The following is a 22,510-nucleotide window of genomic DNA, read 5'->3' as shown; positions in this document are numbered from 1 at the left end:
AATCCCCCCAATGTTCAAGCCTATGTGGAAAGCAGTCGCCTGCGCCCTTGCTCTTGGCACCATGAGTACGGCCATGGCTGCAGACCCGGTAATTATAAAATTTTCCCACGTCGTCGCTGAGCAGACTCCCAAAGGCCAGGGCGCCCTGTTGTTCAAGAAACTGGTGGAAGAACGCTTGCCCGGCAAGGTCAAAGTCGAGGTCTACCCCAACTCCTCGTTGTTTGGCGATGGCAAAGAGATGGAGGCCTTACTGCTCGGGGACGTACAGATGATTGCTCCGTCGCTGGCCAAGTTCGAGCACTACACCAAGACCGTTCAACTGTTCGACCTGCCTTTCCTGTTTGATGACATCACCGCTGTTGACCGCTTCCAGCTGAGCCCGCAGGGCCAGGGACTGCTCAAGTCCATGGAAGACAAAAACATCACAGGACTGGCCTATTGGCACAACGGGATGAAACAACTGTCCGCGAACAAAGCGCTACGAGTACCGGGTGATGCCCGTGGCCTGAAGTTCCGGGTGCAGGCTTCTGCAGTGCTTGAGGAGCAGTTCAAGGTCATACGCGCCAATCCGCGCAAGATGAGCTTCGCCGAGGTGTATCAGGGCTTGCAGACCGGTGTCGTCAACGGCGCGGAGAATCCTTACTCGAACATCTACAGCCAGAAAATGCATGAAGTGCAGAAGTACATCACCGAATCCAACCACGGTGTACTGGACTACATGCTAATCACCAACACCAAGTTCTGGAGCGGTTTATCGCCGGAGCTTCGTGGCGAACTGGAAAAGATCCTCGTCGAAGTCACCGCCCATGTGAACAAAGAGGCCGAGCAACTCAATCAGAACGCCAAGCAGAGCATCATTGCGGCAAAAACTACCGAGATCATCACCCTGATGCCTGAGCAACGCGACCAATGGCGTGTCGCGATGAAGCCCGTGTGGAAGAAGTTCGAAGGCGATATCGGCGCCGAGCTGATCACTGCTGCTGAAGCTGCCAACCAGGCCCAATGATCGGTGGAGGACAGGTGTTGCCGTCCTGGCAGCACCTGCCTGTCATCCGCTAGAGGAGATGCCATCCATGAATGCTTTTCGGCGCATCTGGGAACACTTCGAGGAAGGCTTCATCGTCTTTCTTCTGGCCGCCATGACGTTGGTAACATTTGTCTACGTTGTCCTCAACAATCTCTACACCCTGTTCTACAGTCTCGCCGAGAGCTGGGAAGGCGCTAGCGAATCGCTGTTCGTCATCGGCGACGGGGTCATGGGAATGGCCCAGGCGATGACCTGGAGCACCTCACTGACCAAGGCCTTGTTTGGCTGGCTGATATTTTTCGGGCTGTCGTACGGCGTCCGCACGGCAGGCCATATCGGCGTCGACGCGCTGGTCAGGCTGGCCAGCAAACCGATGCAACGGTTCATTGGCGTCATCGCGTGTCTTTTCTGCCTGACTTATGCCGGACTGCTCAGCATTGCCAGTTTCGGGTGGATCCAGACCCTGATGATTGCGCGCATAGGTGCCGAAGACCTGGGCCAGTACGGGATCATGCAATGGCACATCGGGTTGATCGTCCCCGTAGGGTTCGCCTTGGTCTTCATCCGTTTCGCTGAAATTCTCGTGCGCATCCTGCAAAACAGGCAGACCGGCCTGGGCCTGGCCGATGAAGCCGCCGATGCGATGAAACTGACTGAACACGAGGATGACAAGTCATGACCATTGCCTTCCTGTTTATATCGCTGTTCGTGCTGATGTTTATCGGTGTTCCCATTGCCATCTCCCTGGGGTTGGCGGGCTCACTGACCATCGTTTTTTTCAGCCCGGACTCCGTGCGCTCACTGGCGATCAAACTGTTCGAGACGTCGGAGCACTACACGCTGCTGGCCATCCCGTTCTTTCTGCTCGCGGGGGCCTTCATGACCACCGGTGGCGTCGCTCGGCGGCTGATTGACTTTGCCAATGCCTGTGTCGGCCATATCCGTGGTGGTCTGGCCATCGCTGCCGTGTTGGCGTGCATGTTGTTCGCGGCCCTTTCCGGATCGAGCCCGGCCACTGTCGCTGCGGTGGGTTCAATTGCCATTGCCGGCATGGTCCGCTCCGGTTATCCGCAGGCCTTCGGTGCGGGGATCGTCTGTAACGCGGGGACGTTGGGCATCCTGATCCCACCTTCGATCGTGATGGTGGTCTACGCCGCTGCGACAGAAACCTCTGTCGGCAAACTGTTTATGGCTGGCGTGTTACCTGGCCTGCTGCTGGGGCTGGCGTTGATGGTGGCGATCTACATCGTCGCCGTGAAGAAAAACCTGCCCGCCATGCCGCGCGCGACGTTCCGTGAATGGCTTGGCACGGCACGCGAGGCGATCTGGGGTCTACTGCTGATGTTCATCATCTTGGGAGGTATCTACTCCGGGATGTTTACCCCCACCGAAGCTGCAGCGGTGGCGGCCGTGTACTCGGCCTTCATCGCCTTGTTCGTCTACAAAGACCTGACGTTTCGCGATACGCCAAAAGTCCTGCTGGACTCGGCCAAGCTGAGCATCATGCTGATGTTCATTATTGCCAACGCCATGCTCTTCGCCCATGTGCTGACGACCGAGCAGCTACCGCAACAGATCACCGCGTGGGTGATTGAAGCGGGCCTGACGCCGGTGATGTTCCTGCTGGTGGTGAACATTGTGCTGTTGATTGCAGGGGCCTTTATGGAACCCTCGGCCATCATCCTGATCCTGGCACCGATCCTCTTCCCCATCGCCATGAAGCTGGGTATCGATCCGATTCACCTGGGCATCATTATGGTGGTGAATCTGGAGATCGGCTTGATCACGCCGCCCGTGGGTCTGAACCTGTTCGTGACCTCTGCTGTGACGGGCATGACACTGCCGGCAACCATCAGAGCCGCCATGCCCTGGCTAATGATTCTGTTCCTGTTCCTGATCCTGATTACCTACGTGCCTTGGATTTCCCTGGTTTTGCCAAACTGGCTGGGCATGAGTTGATGCTTGCCTGTCCGGGTACTGGACGTTCGTATCCGGACAGGGCTTTCACGTTTGGGCTTCTGGCCACTTATGAGTCCGTCCAGCAACTCCATAGCTCCACGGAGGACGGGTTGCTGACAGGTGGTCCCAGCCACTCGCTCATCTCATGACATTGCTGATCAAAGCATAACTGGTAGTCACCTGCTTGCGGGGTACGTCCCAGACTCAGAGGCTGCAAGGGCGGCAGGTGGCGTTGATAGTGCCAACTGCCTTTTTCCAATCTGGCCTCCGGGGGAATCTCCATACCTGCGCCATTCCCCTTGACCCTGGCCTCCATAAGAACGAGTCCTTGTTCCGAGGCGCGGTAGTCTTCTTCCCAACGAATTTTTTCAATTGTGTGATTCCAAGCCAGTGTAAAGCTTGAGATTGGGAGTTGAGCCCAGGCGACGCCGGCCAAACCCAGGCACAAGCCAATCATGCTATGGCCGGTCCGACACGACGAGACCGCCAGACATGCTGAAGTATTATCAACACACCCAGCACGAAACCGATTTCGTCAGTCAACGGCAGCGCAACGACCAACAAAGCACCTGCGGCGAAACTCAATAAACGCTCCCAAATCGGCATCTTCTGTTGCAGATAGCCTGTGGACGCCATTCCCCAGAGGCCAACGGCCAACACCGTCTTCACCAACATATAGGCCGTCATCCACAAATTGTCGCCTTGCATCATGAGCGCAGGGTTGTAGACCGCCATGAAAGGAATGACGAAGCCTGCCAGTGCAATACGAACCGCCCACAGACTGATCTTGAATCCTGTTTCCTTGGCGATGGGTGCTGCGGCAAAGCATGCCAAAGCGACCGGTGGAGTAAGGTCTGCAAGAATTCCGAAATAGAAAACAAACATGTGCGACACGATCAGCGGCACACCCAATTCCAGCAAGGCGGGTGCTGCAATCGAACTGGTGATGATGTAGTTGGGAATCGTCGGGATACCCATACCCAACACCAGGCAGGTAACCATCGTCAGTATGAGTGACAACAACAAGTTATCCCTGCCGATGGCCAGTATGTAACCGGCGAAGGTCGAGGCTATGCCCGTCAATGACACTACACCGATGATGATTCCCACTAGCGCGCAAGCAATCCCGACCGGCACAGCATGACGAGCACCTTCGACCAAGGCATGCAGGCAAATACTCAGGGTTTCTCGGCCTCCCTGAATGAACCAGCAGATGACCACCAACGTGGCGATCACCGCAAAGATCACGCTGATACCCAACTGGAAAAAACCGACGCAGAGGACACCAAGAGCGATCCAGAACGCACACCGCAACGCGAAACTGGACACCCGAAGAATGATTGCCGAACCGAGAATAACGATGGCTGTTAGCGCCAGCCCCACCATTCCGGAGAATAGCGGGGTACGTCCGGAAAACAGCAGGTAGACCAGGACAAAAAGCGGAATCAGCAAATACCAGCTTTCCTTTACCGCACCCCATGCGCTGGGACATTGGTCTTTGGGTAGCCCTTTAAGGTCGGAGCGTTTTGCCTCAAGGTGAACCATCCAGAATACCGAACCGAAATACAGGATGGCTGGAATTAACGCAGCTTTGGCGATCTCTACGAACGGTACGTTAATTGTTTCCGCCATAATGAAGGCCACAGCTCCCATCACAGGTGGCATCAGTTGGCTGCCCATGCTCGAAGTCGCCTCTACGCCGCCAGCAAATGCTGCCTTGTAGCCGAAGCGCTTCATCAATGGAATTGTGAACTGTCCTGTCGTGACAACGTTTGCAATGCCTGAACCTGTAATCGTCCCCATCAAAGCCGATGACGCTACCGATACTTTTGCCGGCCCCCCGAGTTTGTGGCCAAACAGTCCCATCGCGAAATCTGTGAACAATTTGATCATGCCGGCCTGTTCGAGAAAGGACCCGAACAAAATGAACAGGAAAATATAGGTAGCGGAAACGTAGGTGGGTGTCCCGTAGAGACCTTCGGTGCCGAAGGAAAACTGGTTGACGATTTGATCGAATCCGTAGCCTCGATGTGCCAAGTCGCCTGGCAGGTATTCACCCAATAAACCGTATGCCAAAAACAGTCCACAGATGACGGGCAATGCGATACCCATCACCCGACGAGCCGCCTCAAACACCAATGCGATCAATACCAGCCCAACGACCATGTCTGCAGATGTCAGGTCACCCGAACGCTGGATCAAATCCGCCTCGAAGAACCATTGATACAAGGCAGTGGTAATCCCAGCGAGACTCAATATCCAGGCCAACGGCTGCCAAGGACGTGCTCTGCCATACGCCGGGTAACTTAAAAACACCACCCACAGCAGGAAACCAACGTGCACCGCGCGCAGCACCTGGCTGGAAACAGGCGCAAACGCAGCGGTGATAATCTGGAAAACTGAAAACAACAACGCCACATAGAACAGCGTCTTAGGCCAGTCGCGTGGATTGGCGGCTATGCCATGATGATCTTCGCTCATTGGGTACCTGCCTCAAAACTACATAGAAGGGTACGAACCGCTCTATCGCTCTAGCGACCATCCCCGTGGCGCATTTTTGGATTACAGCGCTCCAGCTTCCTTGTAGTAGCGCTCGGCGCCGGGGTGAAGTGGAATGGGCAGATTCTTGGCAGCGTTTTGCAACTTGATGTCCTTGGCGGCTGAGTGAGAATTACCTAAACGAGTGAGGTTTTCGAACATCAGCTTGGTCATCTGGTAGGCAACGTCATCCGAGACATCCTCGCGCGTCACCAAAATATTAGTGATTGCCACCGTAGGCACTGACTCAGGCTGTCCGTCATAGGTATTGGCTGGAATTTGTGCAGGCTGATACGCGGCATTGCCGATTTTCGAAACCACATCGGGAGGGATGGAGACGTAGTTCAATGGCATGGTTGAGGAAAGGTCGCGGATAGCCGCCATTCCTAACCCCGAGGACTGAAGCGTGGCATCTAACTGACGGTTTTTGATCAGCTCGACCGACTCCGCAAAGGGTAGGTATTGGACTTTGCTCATGTCTTCGTACGTCAATCCCGCAGCTTTGAAGATCGCACGCGCGTTCAGCTCGGTACCGGACTTGGGGGCGCCGACGGAGATGGTTTTCCCTTTCAGATCCGCCAAGGTTTTGATGCCGGACTCTTTGTTCGCAACAATTTGAATGTAATTCGGATAGGCTCCGGCAATTGCTCGCAACTTTGTCAGCGGGGCCTTAAATCCGGCATCTTCCACTCCGTTTTTTGCATCAGCCACAGAGTCCCCAAGCGCCAGAGCGAGCTCCCCACGACCAGCTTGTAAAAGGTTGAGATTTTCCACCGAGGCTTTGGTCGCTTGGACAGAAGTCTTCACCCCCGGTATCCCATCGCTGTATATCTGTGACAGCCCAACCCCAATGGGGTAATAAACCCCGCTAGTACCACCTGTAAGGATGTTTATGAACACCGGTGCGGCGTTAGCTGCGCACGAGACTGTCAACGCAGTGGTGGCCGCAAAGAGGCTAAAGCGTTTGTTTACTCGCATGGAAAACTCTCCGTCTTGTTATGGCTTTATGCAGAGTCTTTCTACTGTAGTCGAAACCAACGCCTTGAGTGGGAAGCTGAGTTAGCCTAATAATTTTGGGCTTCTCAATCGGTCGCTGCGATGACGCCTAATCGGGATTCTCACCCCCGAAAAAAATGCCAGTCTGTAGTGGTCTAATGAAACCGGACACCCATTTAGGCGAGAATGCTCGCCAGATCGAGGTGTCAGATGACCAAACAACGCCGTTCCTTTTCCGCTGAGTTCAAACGCGAGGCTGCCGACCTCGTGCTCAAGCAAAACTACAGCTACATCGAAGCCAGCCGTTCACTCGGCGTCGGCGAGTCGGCCCTGCGCCGTTGGGTTGACCAGGTTCAGAAGGAACGCCAAGGCGTTACTCCGCAGAGCAAAGCGCTGACATCAGAGCAGCAGAAAATCCAGGAGCTGGAAGCCCGGATCGCCCGCCTTGAACGGGAGAAATCGATACTAAAAAAGGCTACCGCGCTCTTGATGTCGGAAGATCACGAGCGTACGCGCTGATCAATCAGCTGAGCGTCCACGAGCCGGTTGATTGGCTGTGCCAAGTGTTTGAAATCAACCGCTCAAGTTACTACGCCCACCGCCTCAAGCGTCGAACGCCTGATGTCGAACGGCTTCGGCTACGCAGCCGGGTGAGCGAGTTGTTTTCGCAAAGTCGCAGTGCTGCCGGCAGCCGTAGCATTCTCTCGTTGATGCGTGACGATGGTGAGCAACTCGGTCGGTTCAAAGTACGCAGCTTGATGCGTGAGCTTGACCTCGTGAGCAAACAGCCAGGGTCTCATGCTTATAAACGGGCGACGGTTGAGCGGTTGGATATCCCGAACATCTTGAATCGGGAGTTCGATGTCCCGGCACCCAACCAAGTGTGGTGCGGCGACATCACCTACATTTGGGCTCAGGGGAAATGGCATTATCTGGCTGTCGTGATGGATCTTTGCGCGCGCCGGGTGGTGGGCTGGGCGTTGTCGGAAAAGCCGGACGCCGAGCTGGCTATCAAGGCGCTGGATATGGCCTACGAACAACGAGGAAGGCCTCGGGGCCTGCTGTTTCACTCTGATCAAGGGTCGCAGTATGCGAGTCGTTTATTTCGCCAGCGACTGTGGCGTTATCGAATGCGTCAGAGCATGAGTCGTCGGGGAAATTGCTGGGACAACGCGCCGATGGAGCGCGTGTTCCGCAGCTTGAAAACAGAATGGATACCGACCACGGGCTACAGGACTGCTCAAGAAGCCCAACGCGATATCAGTGATTTCTTGATGCATCGGTACAACTGGATTCGGCCCCATCAATTCAACGATGGACTGGCGCCAGCTCGGGCCGAAGAAAAACTTAACGTCGTGTCCGGGATTAGTTGACCACTACAAGTCAGCTTGGCTGACTGGCATTACCCTCACAGGGCCCTTTGTACTTACAAATGATGTTATTGAGTGTGCCACGACTCAACAACATCTGCACCTAACTCGGTTTTCCATTCTTTCAATTGGCGATGGAGGTTTTGGGCAGCCAGTCTCAAACTCACAATAGGTAGGCTAATACCTCCAAAAGACTGGCGTAATAAGTACCAGCACGGTCAGGATTTCCAACCGCCCCAGTAACATGCCAATGGTCAGTAACCATTTTGCTGCATCAGGTAGTGATGAGAAGTTACCGGCAGGCCCGATAATCGTGCCCAGGCCTGGCCCAACGTTACACACAGCAGTAGCAGCGCCACTTAAAGCCGTCGTCCAATCCAGTCCGATTAAAGCGAGCCCTAGGGCGATTACCGCAATGGTGATGGTGAAGAAAAATGAGAAGGTTAAAAGTGAGCGCAAGATCTCCTCGTCAATGGGGTGACCGTTGTACTTCTTCTGAATCACGGCTCGAGGATGGATCAACTGCTTCAAACTACTCACGAGTAGGGCGGCAGCAACTTGGAAGCGAAAGATTTTCAGTCCGCCAGCCGTCGAGCCTGAGCATCCGCCGACAAACGTCAGATAGAAGAACAACAGAACGGCAAAACTACCCCATAGTGTGTAATCGCCAACTGCAACTCCTGTGGTCGTGACGACGGAGGTCACGTTGACCGCCACAATACGAAATGCATCCCACCAAACGTAGTCGCTGTGAAAGCATAGCCATGTACCCACAGCCAGCCAGGTGACAATCAGGAATCCAAGAAATCCGCGTACCTGGTGATCCTTCAGTAGCGCACGCCTATGGCCGCGCAAAGTTGCGACGTACAAGGTAAAAGGCAGGCTGCCCAGAATCATGATGACCACCGCTACCCAGTGAATCGCTGGCTGCGTCCAATGCCCAAGCGAGGCGTCTGAAGTGGAGAATCCGCCAGTAGAGATCAACGACATTGCGTGGTTGACCGCTTCAAACGGCGTCATCCCAGCGATCCAGAGTGCCAGAGCTCCGGCACCGGTGAGTCCCAGATAGAGCAAAAGGATGTACTTGGCTGCCACATGGGAGCGAGGAGTCACTTTCTCCGACCAGTCTGAGGACTCTGTCTGGAAAAGACGCATGCCACCCACTCGCAACAGTGGAAGGATCGCCACAGCCATGCCGATGAAGCCGATACCACCCAGCCAGTGCAGCATCGAGCGCCAGATCAACAATCCCGGTGAAGCGCTATCCAAACCACTCAGGACAGTTGAGCCGGTGGTCGTGATGCCGGACATCGTTTCGAAGAAAGCGTCGGTGTAACTGATGTGACTGATGAACACCATTGGCAACGCTGCGAAGGTACACACCACCACCCAACTGCCAGTCGTCAACAGGTACATATCCCTCGGACGGAGCTGGCCAGTATCAGGGCGCCCACGCACGATCAAAAGAAGGCCGCTGATGAAGGTAATCAAACTCGACCAGAGAAAAGCCGACAGATCGTCGTTACGCTCATAGGCCACCAGCGTAATCATGGGAATAGCCATGCTTACGGCCAGCGTGATCAAAAAAATGCCTATGATGAAGCCGATGAGCCGCAATGCTGCGAGGGACATAGAAAGTAGCCTGCCAAATTAGCGCCGCGCAGTATCGAATGCTCAACCTCCACGCCCCGTAAATTTTGCGTAAAATTTCTACGGGCAATCAGTCAAACAAGGATCGGTTGTTAAGTGGCTGACGCAGGTTCTTAAACCACAGTATTTCTAGGCTTCGAGAAATACTGTGGTCATATCAGGAGAGATTATTTGGCTACGGCAGCACTCGTTAGGACGCTGCTGCGGCGAAGGACTATAACGCCGCCCAACGCTGCCAGAATCGATCCGATCAATACACCGACTTTGACTTCATCAATCAAAAGAGCTGATCCGGCGAACGCCAGATTGCCAATGAATAGGCTCATAGTGAAACCAATGCCGCACAACAGTGCTACGCCATAGAGTTGAACCCAGGTACTCCCTTCCGGCAGCTTGGCCAGGCCCATACGAATCGCCATAGCAGCCAATAGGAAAATACCGACCTGCTTGCCCACCAACAGCCCCAGAGCGACACCCAGTGGAACCGGATCGACCAGGTTCTCCATCGAAATACCGGCCAATGAAACACCCGCGTTGGCGAAACCAAAAATCGGCACCACAGCGAAAGCTACCCACATGTGCAGCTTCTCTTCCAGGAAAAGCAGCGGAGATCGGGCTTCCTCTTCTGGCTTGCCCATGGGGATGCACAGCGCCACAGCGACACCGGCCAGCGTGGCATGGACACCCGATTGCAGCACGAAGAACCACAGCACACCACCGACCAGGAGATACGGGAACAATCGCCTTACGCCCAATCGATTCATTGCGATCAGAATGACCAGAGTCGCAAGCGAGGCCAGCAACATCGGCATGGAAAGGCCCGACGTATAGAAAAAGGCGATGATCACCACCGCGCCCAGATCGTCAATGATCGCCAAGGCAGCAAGGAACACCTTCAGCGAAGTCGGGACTCGCTTACCCAGCAACGACAAAACACCTAAGGCGAATGCGATGTCAGTAGCGGCCGGGATCGCCCACCCCCCCAAGGTCTCAGGATTACCCCAGTTGATTGCGATGTAGATCAGCGCAGGAACAACCATGCCGCCCAAAGCACCAAATCCAGGTAAGGCTCGCTGCCCCCAAGTGGAAAGCCCACCAGCCAGCACCTCTCGTTTGATTTCTAGACCGACCATCAGAAAGAAGATCGCCATCAGACCATCATTCACCCAATGCTCTACAGACATGCCCATCCAAACGCTGTGCAACGCTGCAAAGTAACTCTGGGATAGAGGCGAGTTAGCAACAATCAGAGCGGCCAGAGCTGCACCCATCAACACGAGACCGCCAGCGGATTCCGACGACAGGAAGCGAGCCAGAATCGCGGCTGCTCTAGGGGTTTCGGCTTTAGCTTGATGCTTGGTCATCAACGTCCTTGGGATCACTTAAAAGGTAATAGATTAACATCTGGCCTACACGAATGGCGGCGTTAAACAGCCTGAAACAGTTAATGTTCAAGGCCATAACCGGGCATTAATGCTGTTCATTCATTACTCTGGAATGGGGGTTTTAGACCAGAACCTATTGGCATGCGAAACAATATACATGCGCCCATCGGCTCCATACCCCCACTACCTGATCGACCCTCAGTTTTTGGAAAACTCTACCGGTGGTGGTTTCGCCCAGCCTTGGCTAGCCGCCACTCTGTTTCTTGGACTGGTGATTTGGCTGATCACGCAGTATCTGGGGCGCTCCACTGCCGCTCCGGGCTTGCCACGAAGCGCGTGGGGAGCACCGCTACTGCTATTGATCGCCCATTGGGGCGCTCAGCACCTGTGCCCCTCAGAGGAAGACCAGTGGCGCTTGTTCAACCTCCCGCATCAGTTGATGGCCGCGAGCGTTGGCGATGTTCAGGCAAGCGCAGAAGAGTGGTTGGAAGGTGATGTTGTCGATGTCCCACCGCAAATGGCGGGGCTCACTCAACTCGATTTGGACGGACAGAAATTGCTCGCGGCACCGGGGCGTGCGCGCAATGTGTTGATCATCGCGCGGGAAGGTATTCCCGGCGCTTACGTCGGCGTCAACCGCCAAGCGGTAGAAACTAGAGACATCCTTTACGTTTTAAACCGGAGACATTCTTTACAGGTGTGAAATATGGTCAGGAGGTGCCTGACCATGCCCTGGAATCGAGAGTCCCCAATGGATCAACGGATCAAACTTATAGGCGACTGGCTGCAAGGCATCTTGACCGAGTGTGACTTTCAACAGCGCTGTCGGTATTACGCCAGCGCCGGCTTCATTGCCGAGCGTGCAACCTTGACGGGGCAGTATGGGGGCCAGCGTGCCCGCCAAATCGTAGCCAGAGCGACGGCACTGGATCATTCGCTGCTCCGGACACCGTTGAACCAGCAGTACCAGTTCGGCAGTCCCGCCATCATCCCGCTTCAGGCGCAGATCAAGGATGACTGGGCCGATAACCTTATCGGTGCTCAGTACCTGGAAATGCCCAAGGGCTCACATACTCGCGTGCGTCTGACCGTGCGCTCGGTAGATCCACAACAGAACGCCTACATACTGCTCAAGGCCAAGGAGCTGGAACAGGATGTCCAACTGGGCCTGCCAGCCGAAATGGTCGTCACTGCAGACCAGCCACTGGAGATGGACTTCAGTTTTGACAATCCGCAGTCGCGTAAGGCGTTTTCGTTCCACTTGTTGGGCTATGGATTGGGTGCCGTTGAGGTGAGCGACTTCAGCGTGATTACCGAGTTGCCAGAAGCACTAGAAGTGCTGGATGAGAATCCGGTCGACAGCGGTGCTCAATCAAGCTAGGTACCCCGTATGGTTGCACTCTGACGTCGAGTGCAACCAATAGGCGGACTGTAACGTAATGATTTATCAACGTATTGCAGTAACGGTATTCAAAAGGCTCACAGATCAAACTTACTAAACAATAATATCAGGGGGCTGACACCCTTAATCACCAGAAACTTAGATCGAAGAATAGCTTACTCAGCAAAATATCTTGTCACACTACCGACTGCCAACAATTTGATTTAAGTCAATAATCATCGAGCGATTGGTTGCATGTATCTTTTAGTTCGTATCAGCTAGATGACATAGAGAATGTAAGAACGACGAACGATTTTTCAGCATTCTGATATAGCCACGCTCGCTCATGACCACCTCAGCCCGATTCAGTTGAGCTGTGCGCACAGGAGATAATTATTGATGAATCAGGTGGTCGATGCAGCAGTTGAGCAAACACCAATCCCTCCGCATTCCGTGGCCTGGCACTCCCTGCCTGCAGAGCAGGTGACGAACCTGCTTGAGGTCAATGAGCATGTTGGGCTGGAGGCCGCCGAAGTTCAAGCCAGGCTTGCCCGCACTGGTTTCAACAGGCTACCAGAAGCAGCACGTCGACCTGCGTGGCTCAGATTCCTGCTGCAATTTCACAACATTCTGATTTATGTACTTCTAGGATCCGCTGCGATTACCGCGATGCTGCAGCATCTGTGGGACACGGTGGTGATTCTTGCAGTGGTTATTGCAAACGCAATCATTGGATATGTCCAAGAAGGCAAAGCGGAAAAAGCCATGGACGCTATCCGGCAGATGCTGGCACCGCACGCCGCAGTAGTTCGTGCAGGCGAACGCTTGAGTGTTGTAGGCGAGGAGCTAGTACCGGGCGATATTGTCTTGCTGGAGGCCGGAGACAAAGTACCTGCTGATTTACGACTGCTGCACGCGAACAGACTACAAATTCAAGAAGCAATTCTCACCGGTGAATCCGTACCAGTAGAAAAACATACCGAACCAGTGGGTCTTGAAGCCGCCCTGGGTGATCGTACTTGCATGGCGTTCAGCGGCACGCTCGTGACTTGCGGACAAGCAACTGGGGTTGTAGTTGCTACCGCAGCAGCAGCTGAAATCGGACGCATCAGTACGCTGCTTGCAGGAGTAGAAACGCTGACCACTCCGCTGGTGCAGCAAATGAACGTATTTGCGCGCTGGCTGACGATCTTGATCTTGTTAGTCGGCGGCCTTTTGCTCGTGTTCGGCCATTATGTCGGGCACTACGAGTTCACCGATATCTTCATGGTCGTGGTCGGGATGTCAGTCGCGGCGATACCTGAAGGGCTACCCGCCGTCCTTACTATCACTCTGGCTGTCGGAGTTCGGGCAATGGCTCGCCGCAACGCCATCGTGCGTCGCCTGCCTGCCATCGAAACGCTAGGCTCGGTATCCGTCATCTGCACTGACAAGACCGGCACACTCACCCGCAACGAAATGATGGTGGCATCGGTCGTCACGAACGATCTCGTCTTCAAGGTCGATGGCGCAGGTTATCAGCCTGCGGGAAGCATCAGTCTTGCAGATCAGCTAGTCGATATATCGACTTATCCTGCGTTGGCAGAACTGGGGCGAGCAGCCGGCCTGTGCAACGATGCTGTGCTGCGCCTGCATGAAGACTTATGGAAGGTAGAGGGAGATCCGATGGAGGGTGCCTTGCTGGCATTTTCCGGAAAGACCGGAGTAGATAGCGATGAAGATCATCGGGCCTGGCCCCGCACCGATGCCATTCCGTTTGACGCGAAACACCGCTTTATGGCGACCCTGCATCACAACCATGATCGGAAGGCCTCTATTTATGTGAAAGGTGCGCCAGAGCAAATATTGGCCATGAGCACGCAGCAACTCGTAAACGCTGGCGGGACTGAGACGCTAAACGCGGACTACTGGCACGGACAGGCAAACACGATTGCTGCCAAAGGGCAGCGTGTATTGGCTTTTGCAGTTAGATCAGTTCAGCCCGAGCACACCGTGTTGGAGTTTGGGGACGTGCAAGGGACATTAACCTTGCTGGGTATGGTCGGGCTGATTGACCCGCCTAGACCCGAGACCATAAAGGCAGTTCAACAATGCCAAGCGGCGGGCATTGTCGTAAAAATGATTACTGGCGATCATGGCGGCACCGCCGCCGCCATCGGTTACCAGATTGGCCTGCAAAATCCCGACAAGGTGCTGACTGGTGTAGACCTGGACGCCATGAACGATGCCGCCCTCAAGGAGGCGGTAAAGGACGTCAATATCTTTGCTCGTACCAGCCCCGAACATAAGCTCAGGCTGGTAATGCTGCTGCAATCGAATGGCATGGCTGTGGCCATGACCGGCGATGGTGTTAACGATGCACCAGCGCTAAAGCGTGCCGATGCCGGTATCGCCATGGGTGGAAAAGGCAGTGAGGCCGCCAAGGAAGCCGCAGACCTGGTGCTGGCCGATGACAACTTCGCGTCCATCGTGGCTGCAGTGCGCGAAGGGCGGACAGTCTACGACAACATCAAGAAAGTGCTGAGCTGGACGCTGCCTACAAACGCGGGCGAGACCATGACCATCATCGTGGCCCTGCTACTCGGCCTTACACTGCCGGTGACGCCGATACAGATTCTGTGGATCAATCTGATAACCGCAGTGACGCTCGGCATCGCACTAGCGTTTGAGCCCACCGAAGAAAACACCATGCTTAGACCGCCCCGTTCGCGCAAAGAGCCGCTGATAAGCGGTGCTTTAGTCTGGCATATGGTGCTTGTTTCTATTCTGTTTCTCTGCGGCGTTTACGGTATTTTTTCGTATGCGCTCGACCGAGGCTACTCGGTGGAGTTGGCCCGAACCATCGCGGTGAACACGTTAGTCGTGATGGAAATATTCCATTTGTTCTTCATTCGTAATCTCTACAGCACATCGCTTACCTGGAAGGGCATTCGTGGCACCAAGGTCGTGTGGATGACCGTCGCAGTGGTTACCATCGCTCAGTTCGCCATCACGTATGCGCCACCGCTGCAAAAGGTGTTTGCCACAGAAGCGATACCCTTCCTTGATGGCCTACTGATCATCGGGGTTGGTGTTGCGCTCTTTGCGATCATCGAGATTGAAAAACAAATTCGAATCCGCTTGTCCGAGTAGAACTGATTGCAAGCTGGCCATACCCTATCGACAAGCATCTTCATGCCACTGAAAGAGGGTTTAGAAAATGCATAAAATACTTGTAGCGGTCGATGGTTCCGAGCATTCGGGGCGCGCGGTTAGTTACCTTATTGGGCTGATCCAAGATGGCGGATTACTGGGCGGGAGTGTTGAGGTACATCTGGTGAATGTGCAGCCACTTTTACCCACTCGAATCGCACACGACATGAGCGAGGATGAGATTGATCGTTACTACGGTGATAAAAGTGCTGAAGACTCACAAAAGGCTGTGACGCTTCTGACACAAGAAGGCATTGCATTCACATTCCATACGTTACAAGGCGATGCTGCCAGCAGAATCGTGGCGAGCTCGCAATCCCTAGGATGTGACAGCATCATCCTAGGTTCCCATGGTAACGGTTTTCTGGCGGGGATCTTTCTGGGTTCTGTCGCGGCTAAGGTGATTCAGCTCTCAGAAGTACCAATCACCTTAGTCAAATAAGCGATCGCGAATTGCTTGATAGCACGGCCCCGTAAATGGATTATCGAAGACGAGGTGTTCTGGAAAGGATTTGATTGAGCCTTGCCCGTAGCCGACCATGGAACACTGCTCCTATCGGGGGGGAGTGATGTTTTTTGAATCAAATCTCGACGAAGACTTGATATCGATTAGCCTAGAATTGCTACCAAGAAGCCCGTCGGTGAATCCAACGGGATTGCTTAGGGCCTCTGTGAATTATCGCGTTGTCTGCGTTATGGGCGGAGTCGCGTCGGGCGCCCGAAAGGGTGGCCGGTACTAGTTGCCGGTACCCCAGCCTTCGCGGCTTTGCCCACCATCCACTCGCCTCTAGAGAGAGTTGGTTGGTTTATGATGAATTAGTCAGGCCCGGAAGACTATTTCGGGACATAAGCCCCCCTGCGAATCTCCCCCCACGCTTCATCAGCCTTGGATGTTTGATATCTCGATGATTCCGAAGGCAACGGGCATGCGGTGCCGGGGCTGGATGCCGCCACCTTGCTCTACGCTTTGCGCCAGGCCGGCTGGCAAGGGGCCGAGCAGGCAATCAGATCCAGCACCTCCGGCGACACGTCGAGCAACTTCGTTAACGGCAAAACACCACCTGGCTGCGTGCCAGGTTAATACGTTTGCCCTCGTATTTACTGACCTGCTAGTGTCAAAATGTTTTGTTCAGCGCCAACACTAAAAATCGCAGCCTATGGTTGCGATTTTTTTTATCCGAATGAAGGACATTGCCCCATGGACAGATTCCAGGAAATGCAGGTCTTCGTCGCCGTCGCCCAGGACCAAGGCTTCTCTGCGGCGGCGCGGCGTTTGGGGATGTCGGCAGCTAGCGTCACCCGGGCGGTGGCTGCGTTGGAGAAGCGCATCGGCACGCAGTTGCTGACGCGGACCACTCGCAGCGTGCATTTGAGTGAGGCGGGGCAGCGTTTTCTGGAAGATTGTCGGAGGATTCTCGCCGAGGTGCAGGAAGCCGAGGATTCGGCCGCCGGCAGTCACGCACAACCTCGTGGGCAACTGACGATTACAGCACCGGTATTGTTCGGTGAGTTATTCGTCACGCCGCTCACGGTCGGTTACCTCAATCAGTTTCCTGAAGTCACCATCAACGCGCTGCTCGTCGACCGGGTGGTGAGCATGGTCGAGGAGGGCATCGATGTGGCGGTGCGCATCGGTGAATTGCCTGACAGCAACCAGCATGCGATTCGTGTGGGCGAGGTGCGGCGGGTTATTTGCGCCTCTCCGGAGTTTCTGGCGAAGCGCGGCAAGCCTCTGCACCCCAATGATTTAAACGGGGCGCCGATTATCGCCACCTCGTCCATTGGCCAACTGAGAACCTGGCCGTTCCTTGAGGCGGGGGAGCCATTGAGTGCCCGCCCGGAGCCGAGGCTTGTGGTCACGGCCAATCAGGCAGCCATTACCGCCGCGAGCCTGGGGCTGGGCCTGACCCGAGTCCTGTCGTATCAAGTGGCGAGCAAGATCACCGCCGGTGAGCTGGAAATCGTGCTGGCTGACTTCGAACTGCCGCCGTTGCCCATTCATGTGGTCTATCAGGGTGGACGCAAGGCGCCGGTGCGGGTCCGCAGCTTTGTCGACTTCGCGGTGAAAGAGCTGCGTGAGCACCCGGCCTTGCACGGCTGATGGGTTATTGCGCTGGCTGAAATAATGGATTGCGTTTGCTGGTTATTCTGTTGTTTTGGTTGAGAGGGGAAGATAGCTCCTATCGGCGCTGATCTTCCCTGGAACGGCGCCACTACCCAGCGGAGTCGACCATGCAAGCCATCAAACTCTACAACTTCCCGCGTTCCGGCCATGCTCACCGTGTGGAGCTGATGCTGTCCCTGCTGCAACTGCCGACCGAGCTGATCTTCGTCGATCTGGCCAAAGGCGCGCACAAGCAGCCGGATTACCTGGCACTCAATCCATTGGGTCAGGTGCCGGCGATTGATGATCAAGGCGTGGTGCTGGCCGATTCCAACGCGATTCTGGTTTACCTGGCGCAGAAATACGGCGACGGGCGTTGGTTGCCAACCGATCCGGTCGGTGCGGCCAGGGTCCAGCGCTGGTTGTCGATCGCCGCCGGGCCGATTGCCTTTGGCCCAGCTAGAGCAAGGTTGATCACTGTGTTTGGTGCGTCTTACAACGCCGAAGAAGTGATCGCTTACTCCCACACCTGGCTCAAAGCGATCGATCAGGAATTGGCCGCCACGCAATACCTTGTCGGCAATGAGCCGACCATCGCCGATGTCTCGGCCTACAGCTACATCGCCCATGCGCCGGAAGGCAACGTGTCGCTGGACGACTACGCCAATATCCGCGCCTGGCTGGCTCGCATCGAAGCCCTGCCAGGGTTTGTCGGCATGCCGCGCACCGTCGTCGGTTTGCAAAAAACTGCCTGATGTTAACGGCCCGACTCTGTCGGGCCGTTCTGGTTGCGCGATGAGCGCAGGGGAGAAGCCGTTATGGACCGTTCACCTTGGCACGCAGGCGAGAAACAGTTGCAGGCTCACGTGGGTGTGGCCGAGCGAATGGACACATTAGGTCGTAGGGTGATTCGCGGCGAGATGCCGGATCAGCACCGCCAGTTCTATCAGCAATTGCCGTTCATGCTGTACGGCGCGGTGGATGCCGACGGCAACCCTTGGGCCAGCATTCTCGAAGGGGCACCGGGGTTTGCTCATTCCCCGGCACCTGCGTTGTTGCAGTTCGCCAGCCTGCCTGGCAGCGACGACCCTGCGCAGTTGCAAGAAGGTGCGGCGATCGGTCTGCTCGGTATCGAGCTGCACACCCGACGCCGCAACCGTATGAACGGCCGAGTCGGCGCTGTCACCGAGGATGGTTTCGCGGTCACGGTGGAGCAATCCTTCGGCAATTGCCCGCAATACATCCAGTTGCGCCAGTTTCGTTCGGTGCCCTTGGCGGATCCGGCGACCCGTGTCGCGCAACACCTCAATGCGCTGGATGACGCGGCCCAAGCCATGATCGCCGGCGCCGATACCTTCTTTGTCGCCAGTTATGTCGACGTCGAAGGCCAACGCTCGGTGGACGTTTCTCATCGAGGCGGACAGGCCGGTTTCGTACAGGTGGAAGGCAATCGCCTGACCATCCCGGACTTTGCCGGCAACCTGTTCTTCAACACCTTGGGCAACCTGCTGATTAATCCTCGGGCCGGTTTGCTGTTCATCGATTTCAATACGGGCGACCTGCTGCACCTCAGCGGCCGCGCGCAAGTCATCCTCGAAGGCGAGCAAGTCGAAGCCTTTCAAGGCGCCGAGCGGCTGTGGACGTTCGACGTGGAGCGCGTGGTGCGGAGGCCTGCGGCGTTGGCGTTGCGCTGGCGCTTTGACGGCGTGTCGCCCACCAGTTTGCTGACCGGTACCTGGGCGCAGGCAAACGCACGCCTGCAAGCCAAGGCCTTGGGCGATCTCTGGCGGCCGCTGCGGGTGGCGCGCATCGAACAGGAGAGCCACAACATCCGTTCGATCTATCTGGAGCCTGCCGATGACGCCGGGTTGCCGGTGTTTCAGTCCGGGCAGCATTTGCCTTTGCGATTCAACATTGGGGGCGATGTGCATATCCGCACGTACAGCCTGTCGAGCGCGCCGTCCGATGACTTTTTCCGCATCAGTGTGAAGCGTGAAGGCCTTGTGTCGTCGTACCTGCATGAGCAGATCCGGGTCGGCGATGTGCTGGAAGCCCGCGCACCTCAGGGGCATTTCACCGTGACGGCCAATGAGCGGCGGCCGCTGGTGCTGTTGGCCGCTGGCGTCGGAGTCACGCCGCTGCTGTCGATGGTACGTGAGGTGGTTTATCAAGGTCTGCGCACGCGGGGCATCCGCCCGACCTGGTTTTTCCAGAGTTCGCGAACCTTGGCCGATCAGCCGTTTCGTCCCGAGCTGGACCGCTTGCTTGATGGCCTCGGTGGCGCGGTGCGCGTTCTGCGGCTGCTCAGCCAACCGGAGCCGGATGCCCGCGAAGGTGAAGATTTCGACCTGACCGGGCGGATTGACGGCGACTTGCTCAAGACGATCCTTGAAGTGGAAGACTTCGACCAGGTGGACTTTGTCCTCTGCGGTCCGGGCAGTTTTACCCAAGGGCTGTACGACACCCTGCGGGGCCTGGACATTCGCGACTCCAGGATTCACGCCGAAACCTTTGGGCCTTCGACGTTGCGTCGCACGCCGGACCCGGACGCCGTGGTCATCGAGCAACCGCCGGCCGCCACGGTTTCGGTGCCTGTCGTGTTCCAGCGCTCGGCCAAAGAGGCGCGCTGGCAGCCGGAGGGCGGGAGTTTGCTGGAGCTGGCGGAAAGCCGTGGATTGCGTCCGGAATTCAGCTGTCGCGGTGGTTCCTGTGGCACGTGCAAGACTCGTCTGATCAGCGGCGCAGTGAATTATCCACAGCCCCCGGCGGAAGTGCCCGATGCGGGAGAGGTGCTGATTTGTTGCGCGGTGCCGGCGCAAGGGTCGCAGCCGTTGGTGCTGGATCTGTAACGAATCCGCAAAGCGCAGGAGATCCCCTGTGGGAGCGAGCCTGCTCGCGATGGCGGTGTGTCAGCCAACTTCAATGTTGAATGTTAAACAGCCTTCGCGAGCAAGCCCGTTCCCACATTGGGGCCGATGTTGGCCTGAAAAATACTGCGAACGTCCTACAAACTTGAGCGTTCCTGGAGATGATTCGGACACGTTCTAGCGGTTGTCGTGTCGGAAGTCGGGGGGGATAGGCTTTGGAGGTCGCTGCACGTCAGCGACCGGGCGTCGCAGTCCGTTCAGTTCATTTGGTGCATAATCGCCGGCCCCGCTTGATGGCGGCTGTGCGCGGGATACCTTCGGGTATGCCGAGTTTCCGAATGGCTCGGTCTGCGACCCCGCGTACAGCTGCCTCCTTCACATCGCGTCGCAGCGATCAGTGGCAGCCACCCTCTCATTCGGAGTGTCACCATGATTAAAGAAACACCAAATCCCCCGGAAACCGACGACGTTTCCCCCTACGAATCCATCGACTCCAAAAAACTCAACGACGCCGCCGAGCGCGCGTTGGATCACTACCTCAACCCGTCCGCGCTCAAATCCCCCGTGGCCCGCCAGCCAAGCACGATGTTCATGATCGCGCCGGATATCAAAGATGAAGACCTGTTGGCCCACACCTGTGAGTCGTTGGCTCAGGCCAGCGTGATGGCGAGTGATTTTGCGGGGTATCTGGAAGGGCCGCATCGGCATACGGCGATGGCGATTCAGCAGATTGTGATGCTGGCGGAACTGGCGGTGAACCGGATGCTGGATAACGTTGCCGTACCGAAATCTGCACCACACCGCTGAACCACTGTGGGAGCGAGCCTGCTCGCGATGGCGGCCTGACAGTCACATTGATGTCGACCGATACACCACTATCGCGAGCAGGCTCACTCCCACAGAAAAGCAGTCAGGCGTAGGACAGGGATTTTTCTTCCAGCAGTTCTTCATACAGCTCGGTCCACTTGCGGCCCATTTCATCAGCGGTGAATAACTGCCGATACCGCGCCTCAGCCTTCACGCCCATTTCCGCTGCACGCGTCGGGTTTTCCCACAGCGTGCGCATCGCTTCACGGAACGCCTGTGGATTACTCGGCGGCACCACCAGCCCGGTTTCGTTGTGGATGTTGATGTAGCTGGTGCCGGTGCCGATTTCGCTGGAGATCATCGGCTTGCCGTACATCGCGCCTTCGAGCAGCGAGATGCCGAACGCTTCCGAGCGCAGGTGTGACGGAAACACCACCGCGTAACTCAACTCCAGCAAGGCCACCTTGTCCTCGTCACCCAAACGCCCCAGGAAGTGCAAATTTTGCAATCCCAAGGCCTTGGCCTGGGCATGCAGTTCGACTTCCAGCGGTCCGGCCCCAACGATCACCACCGGATAATTCAGCCCTTGCATCGCGTCCAGCAGAATATGCAGCCCCTTGTAGTAGCGCATGACGCCGACGAACAGGAAGAAGCGGTCGCCCACCTGTTTGCGCCAGCGTTCGGTACGTTCCGCTTCAGGCTGTGGATAACCTGACTTGTCCAGCCCGTAGGTGATGACGCGGGTTTTATCGCGGTACTCCTGAAGCACATCGCTGGTATGAAAATAGTTGGGGGAGGCTGCGACGATTCGGTCGGCGCTGTCCAGGAAACGACGCATCAATGGACGGTAGAGCTTGAGCAAATGGCGCTGGCGAATGATGTCCGAGTGGTAGCTCACCACGCAGGGCTTTTTAGTGGCGCTGAAAAAATGCACCAGGTCCATGAAGGGCCAGGGAAAGTGGTAATTGACCACGTCCGCCTCAGCCGCCAGCTCACGAAACTGTTTGAAGACGCTGTAGGAAAAACCGGTGGAGGCCATCTGAAAATCCATCCGGGCCTGATGAACCTGGTGCTGACGGATCTGTATCGCGCCAGGTGCCGGGTTGTTGCTCAACGTCAGTACCGTGCTGTCGACCGAGTGGCGCGCGCCGCTCTCGCAGAGTTGAAAAATGACCTGTTCGATGCCACCCATCGAATCCGGCAGATAGGTCTTATAGAAGTGCAGTACGCGCAT

General features: G+C 56.0%; 18 protein-coding genes and 1 pseudogene. 12 read left to right on the top strand and 7 right to left on the bottom strand.

Translation table 11 applies throughout. From position 1 onward, the window contains the following. Positions 1-10: 10 nt before the first annotated feature. The 3 genes from ACA053_RS29430 to dctM all read left to right on the top strand — a co-directional run bounded on the left by ACA053_RS29430 (position 11) and on the right by dctM (position 2,986). Entirely contained in the window at positions 11-1,006 is a 996-nt protein-coding gene (locus tag ACA053_RS29430) for a TRAP transporter substrate-binding protein (protein WP_497314690.1), read from the top strand. Between the two features lie 67 nt (positions 1,007-1,073). Then, on the top strand, positions 1,074-1,706 hold the full coding sequence (locus ACA053_RS29425; RefSeq protein WP_497394289.1) for a TRAP transporter small permease: 633 nt from the start codon (positions 1,074-1,076) through the stop codon (positions 1,704-1,706). Continuing rightward, positions 1,703-2,986 carry a C4-dicarboxylate TRAP transporter large permease protein DctM gene (dctM, locus tag ACA053_RS29420; RefSeq protein ID WP_497314688.1) on the top strand — a complete coding sequence of 428 codons (1,284 nt, stop codon included), beginning with the start codon at positions 1,703-1,705 and terminating at the stop codon, positions 2,984-2,986. The genes ACA053_RS29425 and dctM overlap by 4 nt, the downstream gene beginning before the upstream one ends. Before the next feature lie 67 nt (positions 2,987-3,053). On the opposite strand, the gene ACA053_RS29415 is transcribed toward dctM, so the two are convergent. The 3 genes from ACA053_RS29415 to ACA053_RS29405 all read right to left on the bottom strand — a co-directional run bounded on the left by ACA053_RS29415 (position 3,054) and on the right by ACA053_RS29405 (position 6,502). After that, positions 3,054-3,443 (bottom strand): DUF1850 domain-containing protein, encoded by a 390-nt coding sequence (locus tag ACA053_RS29415; RefSeq protein WP_497394287.1) that lies wholly within the window; start codon positions 3,441-3,443, stop codon positions 3,054-3,056. Further along, the gene (locus ACA053_RS29410; RefSeq protein ID WP_497394285.1) at positions 3,440-5,467 is read right to left on the bottom strand and encodes a TRAP transporter permease; all 2,028 of its coding nucleotides are present in this window, start codon (positions 5,465-5,467) and stop codon (positions 3,440-3,442) included. Before ACA053_RS29410 ends, ACA053_RS29415 begins: the two co-directional genes overlap by 4 nt. An 81-nt stretch (positions 5,468-5,548) precedes the next feature. Next, positions 5,549-6,502, bottom strand: a complete 954-nt coding sequence (locus tag ACA053_RS29405) for a TAXI family TRAP transporter solute-binding subunit (protein ID WP_497314682.1) — start codon at positions 6,500-6,502, stop codon at positions 5,549-5,551. A gap of 228 nt (positions 6,503-6,730) precedes the next feature. Between ACA053_RS29405 and ACA053_RS29400 the strand changes: the two genes are divergently transcribed. Continuing rightward, a protein-coding gene (locus tag ACA053_RS29400) for an IS3 family transposase (protein WP_497394283.1) occupies positions 6,731-7,893 on the top strand; the annotation gives its coding sequence in 2 pieces (ribosomal slippage) (positions 6,731-6,986 and positions 6,986-7,893; 1,164 coding nt in all). 65 nt (positions 7,894-7,958) lie between these two features. On the opposite strand, the gene ACA053_RS29395 is transcribed toward ACA053_RS29400, so the two are convergent. From ACA053_RS29395 to nhaA, 3 genes are all read right to left on the bottom strand, one after another. Further along, complete coding sequence (locus ACA053_RS29395) at positions 7,959-8,057, bottom strand: hypothetical protein (RefSeq protein WP_497394282.1); 99 nt, start codon at positions 8,055-8,057, stop codon at positions 7,959-7,961. A 10-nt stretch (positions 8,058-8,067) separates the two neighbouring features. After that, positions 8,068-9,522: a TrkH family potassium uptake protein gene (locus ACA053_RS29390; protein WP_497314678.1), complete on the bottom strand. Its 1,455-nt coding sequence runs from the start codon at positions 9,520-9,522 to the stop codon at positions 8,068-8,070. A gap of 185 nt (positions 9,523-9,707) precedes the next feature. Then, the gene (gene nhaA, locus ACA053_RS29385) at positions 9,708-10,904 is read right to left on the bottom strand and encodes a Na+/H+ antiporter NhaA (protein WP_109626950.1); all 1,197 of its coding nucleotides are present in this window, start codon (positions 10,902-10,904) and stop codon (positions 9,708-9,710) included. A 109-nt stretch (positions 10,905-11,013) separates the two neighbouring features. Between nhaA and ACA053_RS29380 the strand changes: the two genes are divergently transcribed. The 8 genes and pseudogenes from ACA053_RS29380 to ACA053_RS29345 all read left to right on the top strand — a co-directional run bounded on the left by ACA053_RS29380 (position 11,014) and on the right by ACA053_RS29345 (position 21,276). Next, positions 11,014-11,628, top strand: a complete 615-nt coding sequence (locus ACA053_RS29380) for a hypothetical protein (RefSeq protein WP_497394281.1) — start codon at positions 11,014-11,016, stop codon at positions 11,626-11,628. Positions 11,629-11,712: 84 nt separating this feature from the next. Then, positions 11,713-12,306, top strand: a pseudogene (locus ACA053_RS29375) (LTA synthase family protein); the annotation flags it as partial. Between the two features lie 399 nt (positions 12,307-12,705). Further along, positions 12,706-15,438 (top strand): cation-transporting P-type ATPase, encoded by a 2,733-nt coding sequence (locus ACA053_RS29370; protein ID WP_497394279.1) that lies wholly within the window; start codon positions 12,706-12,708, stop codon positions 15,436-15,438. Between the two features lie 67 nt (positions 15,439-15,505). Next, complete coding sequence (locus ACA053_RS29365) at positions 15,506-15,940, top strand: universal stress protein (protein WP_497394278.1); 435 nt, start codon at positions 15,506-15,508, stop codon at positions 15,938-15,940. A gap of 756 nt (positions 15,941-16,696) precedes the next feature. Next, positions 16,697-17,599 (top strand): LysR family transcriptional regulator, encoded by a 903-nt coding sequence (locus ACA053_RS29360; protein WP_497394277.1) that lies wholly within the window; start codon positions 16,697-16,699, stop codon positions 17,597-17,599. Between the two features lie 131 nt (positions 17,600-17,730). Beyond that, positions 17,731-18,357 (top strand): glutathione S-transferase family protein, encoded by a 627-nt coding sequence (locus ACA053_RS29355; RefSeq protein ID WP_497394276.1) that lies wholly within the window; start codon positions 17,731-17,733, stop codon positions 18,355-18,357. Between the two features lie 63 nt (positions 18,358-18,420). Beyond that, positions 18,421-20,451: a pyridoxamine 5'-phosphate oxidase family protein gene (locus ACA053_RS29350; RefSeq protein ID WP_497314668.1), complete on the top strand. Its 2,031-nt coding sequence runs from the start codon at positions 18,421-18,423 to the stop codon at positions 20,449-20,451. Between the two features lie 447 nt (positions 20,452-20,898). Further along, a complete protein-coding gene (locus ACA053_RS29345) occupies positions 20,899-21,276 on the top strand; it encodes a DUF6124 family protein (protein WP_497314666.1) in 378 nt (125 codons plus the stop codon). A 103-nt stretch (positions 21,277-21,379) separates the two neighbouring features. Here ACA053_RS29345 and ACA053_RS29340 read toward each other — a convergent pair whose 3' ends face one another. Continuing rightward, positions 21,380-22,510 (bottom strand): glycosyltransferase family 4 protein, encoded by a 1,131-nt coding sequence (locus tag ACA053_RS29340; RefSeq protein WP_497394275.1) that lies wholly within the window; start codon positions 22,508-22,510, stop codon positions 21,380-21,382.

The sequence above is a fragment of the Pseudomonas sp. LBUM1672 genome, assembly GCF_059695655.1.
The sequence above is the reverse complement of the archived record's forward strand: the minus strand, read 5'-3'. Positions and strand labels throughout refer to the sequence as shown.